Raw genomic sequence first — 12,356 nt, 5'->3', positions numbered from 1 at the left:
GGAGAGACTCTGTTCTCCAGTGGCTTTTTTCCGTGTTTTTTACTTTTCATACAAAAATTCTTCCGGCAGGTTCACCTGAAAGTCAGCCGCCAGATCACGGAAGTTCCGGGATGATATGGTCTGAAGCTTATCCGGACGGATGGAAAGCACCTTAACAAGTATTTCCGCAGATTTTTCCACTGTATGCATCAGTCCGAAAGTAAGGTCAAAATCCTCACCTGAAACGAATAAACCGTGATGGGCCCAGACAGCTACATCATAGTTCTTCATCAGCTCACTGGTGGCTGCGGCTATCTCACGTCCGCCCGGTACCATCCAGCCCACCACACCTACTCCATCAGGGAAAACCACGGGACACTCCGTGGCCATCTCCCACAATTCCCGGGTGAACACCTTATCCTCTAAGGGAAGAACAAAGGTGAGAGCGATTACATTGGCAGGATGGGCATGGTATATCACCCTGTGCTTTCCGTTGGAAGACTCCTTCTTAACCTCGTGATTCATGAGATGGGAGGGAAGCTCGCTGGTAGGACGCCCGCCGTTTACCAGTCCCCAGCGGATCCTGTAATTTTCCCCGCTTTCATCCACTTCAATCATGCAGATATTGGCCTCCGGATCCAGAATCACGTTGCGGAAATATTTTCCGCTCCCAGTCACCATAAAATACTCTCCTGCCAGACCCTTTACACGGGTGCCTATGGGCTGCCAGGGATTTCCATCCGTGAAGTTCTCTCTAACGGATTCCACCTCAGACTGCTTCATGCGGTAGCTTAAATTGCCCCCGTTTCTTTCATGCCAGTTTTGATGGAAGCCGTCATCACACAGCCTGATAAAGCTTTTTACAAATTCCGTATCTAGAATCTTCATATTCTTTTTCTCCTTATCTCCTGTTAAGCAGCACTTCTTTTTCATAGCTGCGTATCTCTTTAAACCAGTCTTCTTTTGGGGGAACCCCGTTGATCTCACAGAAATAGTTCCATACATCCCCGAAAGGATAAAGCTTAAGCTCCTCCTGGAGCATCATCTGCTCCGTGAAATTCCGCTCTTTCTGTAATTCCGCAAGGGTCTCACCGGGAAGAAGAAGGGCATTTAACAGTGCCTTCTGCATGTTGCGCATTCCAACGATCCATGCACATAAGCGGTTAATGCTGGCATCAAAGAAGTCAAGAGCCAAAAGAACGCGGTCGGCTCCTCCCCGTATGATTTCCTTCCCGATTTCCCTTGTCTCATCATCAAACAGTACCACATGGTCACTGTCCCACCGCACCGGCCTGGTTACATGAAGAGCCACTTTATCAAAGAACAGGAGCATGGAGGATATCTTGTCAGATATCACCTCCGTAGGATGATAATGGCCGCTGTCAAGCAGGCAGAGGATATCATTCTTGGAAGCGTAATTCATGTAAAATTCATGGGAACCCACCGTACAGCTTTCCATACCGATCCCAAATACCTTGGATTCCACCGCAACAAGTACCTTGGACTTATCGTAATCCATGGAAAGGATCCGGTCTAGGGAATCTTTTAGACGCGCCCTTGGAGATGTACGGTCTGCAGGAATATCCTTAAATCCATCGGGAATCCAGATATTCATCGTGCATGGTGTTCCCTGCTCCTTTGCAAAATATTCGGAAATGCGGATGCACGCCTGTACGTGTCTGATCCAGAAGCTTCGGATCTCTTCTTTCTCACTGGATAAGGTGGCATTCTCTGCCTTTGGATGAGAGAACAGGGTAGGATTAAAGTCAATGCCGATTCCTCGCTCCCTGGCAAACTCCACCCATTTTTCAAAATGCCTGGGCTCCAGCTGATCCCGGTCCGCCCATTCTCCTTCCTCAAATATGGCATAGCTTGCATGAAGGTTGATCCTGTGTTTTCCTGGGATCAGGCTTAAGGCTTTGTCCATGTCTCTCATCAGCTCCCCGGGATTTCTGGCTCTGCCCGGATAATTGCCCGTAGTCTGAATGCCCCCTGATAAGGTACCATCCCCGTCAAATCCCATCACATCATCTCCCTGCCAGCAGTGCATGGAAACAGGAATCTTTTTCAGAGCCTCCAATGCTTTATCCGTATTAACTCCAACCCCCTGGTATGCTTCCCTTGCTGCTTCATAACGTTCCTTTATTGTCATGGCACTCTTCTCCTTTTTATGATTTATTTGTAACAGTCTAAATGAAATACAGGCTTTAAGCCAATGGAAACCGGGCTGTTGTCTGGATTGGTTTTCATAATGTCAGCCATGAAATCCCACCACTTCCGGTTAACGGGCGTATCCGCTGATTTTGCCCTGGCTGATCATGTCCTTCCTCTAAGGCCAGAGCATTTTGTGCCTCTTTTCATATACCTCAGCCATACCCTTATTTCAATACATCTTAAAAGATTTTCTTATCATATCTTTTCCTCCATCTGCTCATGTTTGTTCACAGGCTTCCCTTTTGCCGGATAGAAAGGCAGACCCGGACTGTCAGGTTTATATTCCTTTACGGCAAAGGACCGGTATACCGCTTCCCTTGCCTGCTTCAAGCTCTCAAACTCTCCGGCAGCCAGCATCTGGGCAAGGAGGTTTCCGATGGCAGTGGCTTCTCCCGGTCCGGCATAAACGGTCCTGCCTGTACGGTCAGCCGTCAGACGGTTCAAATACTCTGCATTAGAGCCTCCCCCCACCACATGAATGGCAGGATAGCTTCTTCCGGTAATGGCTTCCAGTTCCTTAACCGTGTTTCCGTAGCAGGCTGCCAGGCTGTTGTATATCACTGCCGCCAACTGCCCGGGAGTCTTAGGAACCGCCATTCCGGAACTTTGGCAGTAATCCTGCACTGCCCGGATCATGCTCACCGGTGCCAGAAATAAGCTGTCATTGCAGTCAACAATGGAAGCAATCTCTTCCTCAGAGGCCATACGGCAAAGCTCTGCAAAGGAATATGCCTCTCCCTTTTCTTCCAGCTCCTTTTTCACGGACTGGATCATCCAAAGGCCCATGATATTTTTTAAGTAACGGAAGCGGTGGTCATAACCGCCTTCATTGGTAAAATTGGCTTCCATACTTTCCGCGGAGCAATTTGCCTTTGAAAGCTCCGTCCCCATAAGGGACCATGTTCCTGAACTGATGTAAAGGATATCCTCCGTGGATTCCTCTTCAACCGGACACAAAGGAACTGCCATAACGGCAGAACCCGTATCATGGGTGGCAGGAAGGACTACCTGACAGGAAAATCCCACTTCCTGTTCAACGGCTCCCGTCAATGGACCCACCGTCGTTCCTGGCATGGATAGGTTTCCAAACAGCCGTTCCGGCAGGCCCAGTTTTTTCATCAGTTCATAATCCCAGGTTCCGGTTTCTGCCTTTACCAACTGTGTGGTGGTTGCATTGGTATACTCCTGCATTTTTACCCCGGTGAGCAAATAGTGGAAATAGTCTGGGATCATGAGGAAGGTTTCTCCTTTTTCCAGATATTCCGGAGTTTCTTCCCTGACAGCCATAAGCTGGTAAATGGTATTAAAGATCTGCTTCTGGATGCCGGTCCTTTCATATAAATCTTTTAAGGAAATGACCTCATACAGTTTTTTGTCCATCCCTTTGGTTCTGTCATCCCGGTAACCTGCTGCATTTCCCAGCATGCGGTTTTCCCCATCCAAAAGGACAAAGTCCACGGCCCAGGTATCGATCCCCATGCTTAAAGGAATCTTCCCAAGCTTCCGGCACTCCTTCATGCCTTCTTTAATCTCTGTAAACAAGGACTCCACATCCCAGCAGAATTGCCCGTCTTTCTGTTTCATCCCATTTTCAAACCGGTAAATCTCCTGAAGCTCCAGCTTTCCTTCCTTTACTGTCCCAAGAATATGGCGGCCGCTGGATGCGCCGATATCCACCGCAAGATAGTACTTCTCCATGTCAACCACTCTCCCATTGCTTTCTTTGTTAAATCCATGCTTTTTTGTAGGTAAGGGATACCTGCAGGGTGTTTCTTTTTTTATCATAACGGATTACACACAAAAAAATAAGGACGCTGTTTATTTAAAACTGCGTCCTTATTTGCATTATAGCTTAAATGCTCCTATTTGTTATGTTTTATCAAAGGTTATGTATCCAACCAATTAATTTCTTAGTCAGCCTCCATAACTTTCTCTATGTTGTATTGAGAATTAATAATAAACCACATTTGTGTATCAAATCTCATAATAGTCCATAGAGATAGACCTTGAAGATCAAATTCTTCTACCAGCCCCGCTCTTGCGTCAAAACTTCTCGCATCATTAAACCACACTATATGAAGGATTCCATCACTATCCATATAATAGAAAAAAGGTGATTGTGCTGCTTCATTAAATTGTATTGGTATATTGTTTTCTGCTGCTATTCGTATTGCATTATTGTTTGCTATAGCAGTAGCCCCCGTAGCTCCCGGAACATAAGGAAGTGTCCAATCATAACCGAGCGTAGTGATTCCTAAGAATAAAAAGTCAGGTGGAATAATATTGACTACATAATATAATAACTCTCGTAAAACATTAACCGGAAAAATTGAACTTGGGTAACTGTAAAATCTGGCCCAATCATAAGAAGCAAATAAAATTCCATCTACATATCCAGATAATCGTGAATAATCCAATTTTTCAAAGCTGACAATAGGCCTATCAATATTCATGATTGGCGTTGTGGTGACTAGCACTCTATAACCTTCTGAACGAAATTTAGCGGAAGCTACTCTTATGTATTCTACAATACTATTTATGTTATCCGGTGTAATATCTTCGATATACATATTCACTCCATAATAACCTTTTGTTTTTATCATTTGAAGAATATTGTCAATGAGGCGATCTTGCACAGAAGAGTTATTTAAAATATTCTGAGTTACTTCACGAATAATTGTTCCTTCTTCCGTAATTGTAGAAACAAACATCATGGGCGCAACACCATAAGTTTTAGCCAACTGAATGACATCTGCATCGTCAGCAATAGTGACAAGATCTCCTTCACGTGTGGCCCTATAATTGAAAATAGTCAAATATGATAAAAAAGGTAGCGTTTTTATTAAAACAGATTGATCTATATATGAAAAGGTATAGCCACTGGTTTCAATCGTTCTTGCTTTATTCGTTTGATATTTTATAACTATGGTTTCACCGGAATACATAAATTCTCTATCGGAAAGATAAGGGTTATTTCTTAATAATTCCATTGGGGAAACACCGTGCTGCTCAGCAATACTCTCCAATGTATCGCCGGCCCGGACAGTGTAGAGTGTTTCCGGCTGAACAATCACGATCGTTTGACCAATTGCTAAATTGTTAGGGTTTGTAATTCCGTTTTCCAATATTAATCTGTTAACAGGAATTTTGTAATAATCTGATATCGAATCAATAGTTTCGCCAGATTGAACAACATGTATGATCATGACTTCCCTCAAGTAATCTAATTAATCCTATTATATGCTAATTCTACCTATTCATAACGATATATTACAAATAATTACATGGAATCTTGATAAAAAACTCATGATAGAATACATATTATTCTTACCACATTTCTGTTTTCTCAAAAAAATATGCCAAACACCCCATAAGGATATTTGGCATATCAACTAATCTTTGCTTAAAAGTATTTCTTTTAGGTCGGTAACAGACATGTTCTTCTCTTCGAGAATTGCTGATATTTCCTTAAATTCTTCTAACTTAATTTCTTCTTGAATCTGCTTTGCTCTTTCTTCTTGGGTTTTAATAGCTGCCTTATATTGTTCTATCGCATCTTGTGTATTTTTTAGTTCTTCTTGTAATTTTAAAAGTGATGATTTGCGCACACCTCTTGGCATAATTGTACCCTCCTTTTATTTCACACATTTTTCAATATATACAATAATCAAATAAGTGCTTGAATAAGTCCTGATTGTAATAAAAGTTACCCCAAATTGTTTCGGTTTATGCGGATACGAAACGACTTGAAATGACAATATTTAATTATCGTATTACTGAACAATGTCGTAAATACGTGTATTTGAAATATTGTTCAATGTTGTATCGTATTTTATTGTAAACTGCGTCCTTATTTGCATATTCTCTCTGCAGCCATTCAAGCATTTTACTCGGCTTTCGATGAAATTAGTAATTCCTTTAAATCCATGATCGACATCTCATGCTCGTCCAAAATTGTTGATACTTCCTTAAATTGTTCCAGCTTTATTTTATCCTGAATCTCTTTCTCTTTTTCCCCCAACGTAACCAGACTGTTCTTATATTGCTGGATTGATTCCTGGACCTCTTTTAATTCTTCCTGAAGCTTTTCAAGCGGTGTCTTTCTTACTCCTCTTGGCATATTAGTTCTCTCCTTTACAGAAATATTTTATATCGACCATATATTACCAAGTATATGCAAAGTTTCTTTTGTTTATTACTTTATAATTATCATCATAGAAATAGAATCAGGAAGAACTTTTATGAAAATTTTCCGGTATTAAAAGGTATTTCACACCTCCAGAGTAAGAAAAGGAAAGCGGATCCGGTCCGCTTTCCTTTTCCTGTTTCAAACGACTCTGCACACATTCTAAAATTTGTTTAAATGCATCCTTTAGCCTTTTACACCTGTATGAGCCACGCCTTCTATAAACTGTTTCTGGAAAATAAAAAACAAAACAATCATTGGGATAACCGCCAGAACTGCTCCTGCCATCTGTGCCGGATAATCATTGGTATGCTGTCCCTGAAGAGTGGACAGAGCCGGAGCAAGAGTCATTTTTGTAGTGGAGGTATTGACAATCAAAGGCCACATAAAATCATTCCAGGCAAACTTCGCTGTGAAGATCACAAGGGCCACGATCCCTGATTTGACCAGAGGAACCATGATCCTGGTCAGGATCTGGAATCTGCTGCAGCCGTCTAGTATAGCCGCTTCCTCCAGTTCATCGGGGAGCGATAAGAAAAACTGGCGCATCATAAAGGTGCCGAAGGCACTGAATAAATTAGGCAGAAAAAGCGCAAACAGCGTATCCAGCAGCCCGATCTTCTGTACAATTAAGTACTGGGGAACCAGAAAGATCTGTCCTGGTACCATCAGGACGGACAACACGATCAAAAACAGGATATCCCTCCCTGGAAACTTAATTCTGGCAAAGGAATACGCTGCCAGGGTGCAGATCGCCACCTGTCCTGCAACCGTTATAACCGTTGAAAAAACGGTGTTCATATATATTCTTCCAAAGGGCAGGGCGGTCAGAACGTTATTATAAGCCTCTGTTGCAAACTGCTGCGGAAAGATTGTAGGCGGAATCGCCATGGATTCTCCCTTTGTTTTAAAGGAGGTAAACAGCATCCAAAGAAACGGAAACACGGTAATACCGATTCCTGCAATCAGAATCATATGGATCAATAGTTTTTTTCGACTGCTCGTTCTCTTCATCCGGTGCCTCCTTTAGTCGTAATTGACCCATTTTCTCTGTCCTATCATCTGTATCACTGTTACCAGCATAATAATAGAAAAGATTAAAATGGATATGGCTGCTGCATAGCCCTTATGTCCATAATCAAACGCATTTCGGTAGAACAACATGACCAAAGTCTGTGTGCTGCGATAAGCCGTATTGGTTTTTCCAACCATCATGTAAATGGTGTCAAATACCTGAAAACCGCTGATGACGGAAGTGATCAGTACGAAAAATATGGTGGGTGACAGCATGGGGACCGTAATTTTAAAGAATTGGTGAATGCCGCTTGCCCCATCCACAGACGCCGCCTCATAATAGGATCTTGAGATCCCCTGCATGCCTGCCAAAAGTATGATCATGTTATAGCCAACAGTCCCCCAAATCCCAACGATCATCACCATGAACAGGGCAGTTTTAGGATCGGTGATCCAGCCATGTGGAGAAAAACCCATGGCCTTCATCGCCGCATTTAAAAGTCCGTACTGCTCATTATAAATCCACTTCCAAACCATCGCCACTGCCGCCGACATGGTTACTGAGGGCAGGAAATAAATGGTCCGGTAAAAGGAAGTTCCCCTGATTTTCGTATTGAGCAGGGCCGCTACAAACAAGGATAACGTAAGGCCCAAGGGCACAGTGACCCCGACGTAAAGAAGTGTATTTCCAAGAGCCTTCCACAGTTCTTTATCCTTACACATTTCCTTATAATTGTTAAGGCCATAAAAGGTGGCTGCATTGAATTTATTCACTTCATTAAAGCTGAACCAGAAATTCTGAATAAAGGGAAAAATATAAAATACAAAGATTCCCAGCAACAGGGGCGTTATAAATAAATACCCCTCTCCCCATTCTTTCCATTGCCGCTTTGCAATTTTCTTTTTTGTCGTACCCTGCATTCCATACACCTACTTCTTATTTTTTGCCAGAATCGCATCTGTGTCTGTTTTAAGCTGGCTGCATACATCTGCTAAAGGCTTATCCCCGGAATAAGCTGCCTTTAAAGCCTCTGCTTCCAGATCATAGATCTCTGCCACGGATTTGCACACCGGAAGAGGATTGGCTTCACCGGAATGATTGGTATATGCCGCCAGATTTAAATCCTTGTTGGACTCGGAAAAATACTTCTGGGCGTCATTCCTTGCGGAAATAACAACTCCGCTCTCTCCCTGGATCTTCATGGCCTCTTCGCTTCCCAGCCATAATGCAAAATCTGCTGCTGCGTCCTTATTTTTACTTCCTGCAAATACTGCATAACCAAGACCGTTAATAATGTTGGGCTCCGTTCCGTTGAATGATGGAAATTCTACCAGGTTGATCTTAGTGTTGATGGCATCATTTCCCGTATACTCCGGTGTCATATAGGAGCCTGCTAAAACCATAGCCAGCTGTCCTCCCTCAAACATGGCATCGGCACTGGTCTCTGACAATGCGGCTGCTGATGGGGAATAGCCTTCTTTTATCAGATCAATCCAGCACTGGATTCCCTCCTGAGTCTTGGGATCCGCATAGCCGGTTTCTGTTTTGTCTTCATTTAAGATCCAGCCGCCGTTAGCATATACGGTTGGATAATACCAGGTCTGGAAATCAATGGGGCAGGCAAAAGGATAGGCTCCTGAGTCAAGGCCTGCTGCCTTTAAATCCTTGCATGCCTTTACGAGGTCATCATAGGTCCAGTCATCGGTAGGGTAAGCCACCCCTGCCTTATCAAAGATTTCTTTGTTATACCACAGGGCATTGGTATCAAAATCCTTAGGTACGGCAATCTGTTTATCCTCAAAGTTATAGGCCTTTACAAGGGCTTCCGGAAAGTTTTTTCCAAGATCTAAGTCTGACTTTTTCAAAGATTCATTTAAATCCAGAAGGATTCCTCCGTCGTAGTAATCCTCAGCATGAAGCACATTGAGCCAGAACACATCAGGGGCTGTCCCTCCTGTTGCCGCAGCCTCCAGCTTGGTCCAGTATTCGCCTCCCTTATAAGGGGTAAGCTGGATCTCGATGGTTACATTTTCATGCGTCTTCTCGTAGGCCTGGATCATGGATTCCATGACAGGGCGCTGCTTTTCATCCCATATTCCAAAGCTCAGTGTCACAGGGCCTCCTTTGGAAGCTCCGCCGCCTCCGCTGCATGCGGTTATGCTCATTGCAGCCATGGCAAGGGCCATTCCCATTGCCATCATTTTCTTTCCTTTTGTTTTCTTCATAATCTGCTCTCTCCTTTTTTATTGATATTTAAAATTAACGAATATCCTTTAATGGAACCAGCTTTCCCCTTAAAATTCTGGACTGCTCCGCTGCCAGGGCGATGTAATGGCTCTCCAGGGACTTTTCCAATGTGGTCATGGAATGGCCTGGTTCGGATCCTTCCCTGACCATGTCAAGAAACTGCTCCACCATCCGGTTATCGCCGCCGGCATGGCCGGAAAAATCGTCAGACAATTTGGAAACATCTATGATTTGCTTTTCCTTTCCAAAGGGCCTTACCGTGATAAGGTTGGAATGAAGGCTTGCTTCTATCTCTCCCTTTGTTCCCATAAATTTGGTATATCTGGAATTTTCCTCGGTACAGCCTGTCATGGTAAAGCTGATGGTTGAGCCGTCTGTCATATTTAAATTCACTACCTGATGATCCACTACATTATTATCGCAATGATACACGCATCTCCCGTACGGTCCGGTCTTTAAGGCTTCCATAACGGATTCTTCCGTAGGCTGAAGGGTAAGCACGTTACACGGCCAGTCTGACTTGCCATGAGCAATGCCGGTCTTTTCATTGGTTATGTAGATTTTTTCCGCATCAAAGGGACATTCGTTCTTAGCCCTGCATCCATCCAGGCAGCGCATAGCTGCACCTTCCGGAGCCTTTTCCTTTTTGAATAAATAGGTGCTTCCAAAGGATGTGACGGAATCGCAGGTTTTTCCCGTCAGCCACAATAAAAGATCCATGTCATGACAGCACTTTTGAAGGATCATAGGACTGGTGATATCGGAATTTCTCCAGTTTCCCCTGACAAAGCTGTGAGCCTGATGCCAGTACCCTACATTCTCAATTCCCATGACAGTGACCACATCACCGATCACCCGGTCATCTATCAGTTCTTTCACCTTTGTATAAAAAGGCGTATAGCGCAGCACATGACAGACAACCACCTTCCGTCCCTTCTCACTGGCAGATTTTAATAGTTCCCTGCATTCGTCTAAATCCGGCGAAACGGGTTTTTCCAGCAATAGATCGTATCCCTTTTCAAGAGCAGGAAGGGCATGGCCCACATGCTGCCGGTCCTGTGTGGCAATAAACATTACATCCGCAAGCTTTTCCTCCTTTAACATCTCCTCGGCGCTGGAGAAACATCGCTCTCTTGGCACTCCGTATTCTCTGGCCACCTCTTCCACCTTTGTTTCATCAATATCCGCAATGGCAGTGATCTCCATTTTTTCAGGAAGCAGTTTTGCAACCGGTGCATAGGTATCCTTGCCTCTGCTTCCCAAGCCCGCAAGGGCAACTGTAATCCTTTTCATATGATTTTCCTTTCTTACTATCATGAGCCTGTCATTTATGATTCCCATTCGCGGCTCCCGCCGACGGACAAGCTCCTTTTCGCTTTCATGGGCTCATTATATCTTGGTTCTTTTTTATCATTATATAATGAACCGGAATGATATGCTTATACTATTAACCGGACTCATTGCCAAATTCGTTGTTTTTTTCGTTATAGTGCACAATATTTTCCAGACACAGCTCCCTTCTTACGGTGATTTCAACGGAATTTCCTAAAAAATACAAAAAGAGGCATTCACAGGAATCTATGAACGCCTCCGTTGGCCCAATCATTATTTTTTTTCTATTATACTCCTATTCCTTTCATTTGAATTGCATGATTGTCCTGTCTTGTTATCAAATTATCCAATCTTGCCAGCCGGCTCCTTTCATGCTACCATAAAAGCCAAAGGAGGTATTCCAAATGCCATACTGCAGCACACCATTAACCATAGAATTTGATATCCGCGAAATCATAACCGTCCATTATTTTGAATACATGAAGGATTTCGTATTTTCAGGCGAAGCCCATGATTTCTGGGAGTTTCTTTACGTAGACAAAGGGGAAATCACCGTACAGGCAGACCATTCCATCTACCACTTAAAAGCAGGGGATGTGATCTTTCACAAACCAAACGAATTTCATGCCCTGAAAGCCATGGGAAACAAGGCTCCGAACCTGGTGGCCATCTCCTTCCGCTGCAACAGCAGCAGCATGAAGTTTTTTGAAGAAAAATCCTGCTCCTTAAATCAGGATGAGCGTTTCCTCCTTTCCAGGATCATTGCAGAAGCGAGACAGGCCTTTTCCACCCCCCTCCATATTCCTTCTGTGGAAAAGGTGGAGCTGGCATCTTCCCCGCCTTTTGGGGCTGCCCAGCTCATCCTTTTATATTTACAGATTTTTCTGATCCATGTGAAACGGAATCATTTTGAAGCGGACAGCGCACCCATCCATGCAATTCTGACTGAGCAAATGGCCTTTTCCTCCAATTCCACTCATTTGGAGCAGATTATTCAGTTTATGGAGTTTCATATCTGCGAGCACCTATCCATTAAAACCATTTGCGATGAATTTTCCATAAGCCGCTCAACCCTTCATTCCCTGTTTCACAGGGAAAAAGACTGCGGGGCTATTGACTATTTTAATTTCATGAAGATTGAACGTTCCAAGGAAATCATGCGGGATGGCAATATGAATTTTACGGAGATCGCGTATTACTTGTCCTACAGCTCTTTACAGTACTTTTCCAAGCAGTTTAAAAAAACAACCGGAATGTCTCCTCTGGAATATTTTAATTCCGTCAAAAAATATTCCAATGAAATTACAAATGCCAGCAAAAAAAAGGGAGTGGATGACCGGATGATTTGACAAGATTCTGTGATGATCCCGTAAGGCTTTTTTC

11 protein-coding genes and 1 pseudogene are annotated in these 12,356 nt (G+C 43.5%); 1 reads left to right on the top strand and 11 read right to left on the bottom strand.

Annotation, left to right across the window (positions count from 1 at the left end; genetic code table 11):
- Nucleotides 1-39: 39 nt before the first annotated feature.
- From rhaD to CLOSA_RS05125, 11 genes and pseudogenes are all read right to left on the bottom strand, one after another.
- On the bottom strand, nt 40-867 hold the full coding sequence (gene rhaD / locus CLOSA_RS05175; RefSeq protein WP_013271716.1) for a rhamnulose-1-phosphate aldolase: 828 nt from the start codon (nt 865-867) through the stop codon (nt 40-42).
- 13 nt (nt 868-880) lie between these two features.
- Nucleotides 881-2,131, bottom strand: coding sequence for an L-rhamnose isomerase (locus CLOSA_RS05170; protein ID WP_013271715.1), 1,251 nt, complete (start codon nt 2,129-2,131; stop codon nt 881-883).
- 23 nt (nt 2,132-2,154) lie between these two features.
- Nucleotides 2,155-2,392: pseudogene (locus CLOSA_RS23550) on the bottom strand (L-rhamnose mutarotase).
- A complete protein-coding gene (rhaB, locus tag CLOSA_RS05160) occupies nt 2,389-3,891 on the bottom strand; it encodes a rhamnulokinase (RefSeq protein WP_013271714.1) in 1,503 nt (500 codons plus the stop codon). The pseudogene CLOSA_RS23550 and the gene rhaB overlap by 4 nt, the downstream one beginning before the upstream one ends.
- A 212-nt stretch (nt 3,892-4,103) precedes the next feature.
- Nucleotides 4,104-5,399, bottom strand: coding sequence for a LysM peptidoglycan-binding domain-containing protein (locus CLOSA_RS05155; protein ID WP_013271713.1), 1,296 nt, complete (start codon nt 5,397-5,399; stop codon nt 4,104-4,106).
- A gap of 186 nt (nt 5,400-5,585) precedes the next feature.
- Nucleotides 5,586-5,813, bottom strand: coding sequence for a hypothetical protein (locus tag CLOSA_RS05150; protein WP_013271712.1), 228 nt, complete (start codon nt 5,811-5,813; stop codon nt 5,586-5,588).
- Between the two features lie 266 nt (nt 5,814-6,079).
- On the bottom strand, nt 6,080-6,313 hold the full coding sequence (locus CLOSA_RS05145) for a hypothetical protein (protein WP_013271711.1): 234 nt from the start codon (nt 6,311-6,313) through the stop codon (nt 6,080-6,082).
- 252 nt (nt 6,314-6,565) lie between these two features.
- On the bottom strand, nt 6,566-7,393 hold the full coding sequence (locus tag CLOSA_RS05140; RefSeq protein ID WP_013271710.1) for a carbohydrate ABC transporter permease: 828 nt from the start codon (nt 7,391-7,393) through the stop codon (nt 6,566-6,568).
- Nucleotides 7,394-7,405: 12 nt separating this feature from the next.
- On the bottom strand, nt 7,406-8,314 hold the full coding sequence (locus CLOSA_RS05135; protein WP_013271709.1) for a carbohydrate ABC transporter permease: 909 nt from the start codon (nt 8,312-8,314) through the stop codon (nt 7,406-7,408).
- Between the two features lie 9 nt (nt 8,315-8,323).
- Nucleotides 8,324-9,619, bottom strand: coding sequence for an ABC transporter substrate-binding protein (locus CLOSA_RS05130; RefSeq protein WP_013271708.1), 1,296 nt, complete (start codon nt 9,617-9,619; stop codon nt 8,324-8,326).
- A gap of 34 nt (nt 9,620-9,653) precedes the next feature.
- Nucleotides 9,654-10,934, bottom strand: a complete 1,281-nt coding sequence (locus CLOSA_RS05125) for a Gfo/Idh/MocA family protein (RefSeq protein WP_041708908.1) — start codon at nt 10,932-10,934, stop codon at nt 9,654-9,656.
- 443 nt (nt 10,935-11,377) lie between these two features.
- Between CLOSA_RS05125 and CLOSA_RS05120 the strand changes: the two genes are divergently transcribed.
- Nucleotides 11,378-12,322, top strand: a complete 945-nt coding sequence (locus CLOSA_RS05120) for an AraC family transcriptional regulator (protein ID WP_013271706.1) — start codon at nt 11,378-11,380, stop codon at nt 12,320-12,322.
- Nucleotides 12,323-12,356 lie beyond the last annotated feature (34 nt).

Source organism: [Clostridium] saccharolyticum WM1 (assembly GCF_000144625.1).
Lineage (GTDB): Bacteria > Bacillota > Clostridia > Lachnospirales > Lachnospiraceae > Lacrimispora > Lacrimispora saccharolytica.
Note: the sequence above shows the minus strand (reverse complement) of the source record. Positions and strands in the feature narration are given on the sequence as shown.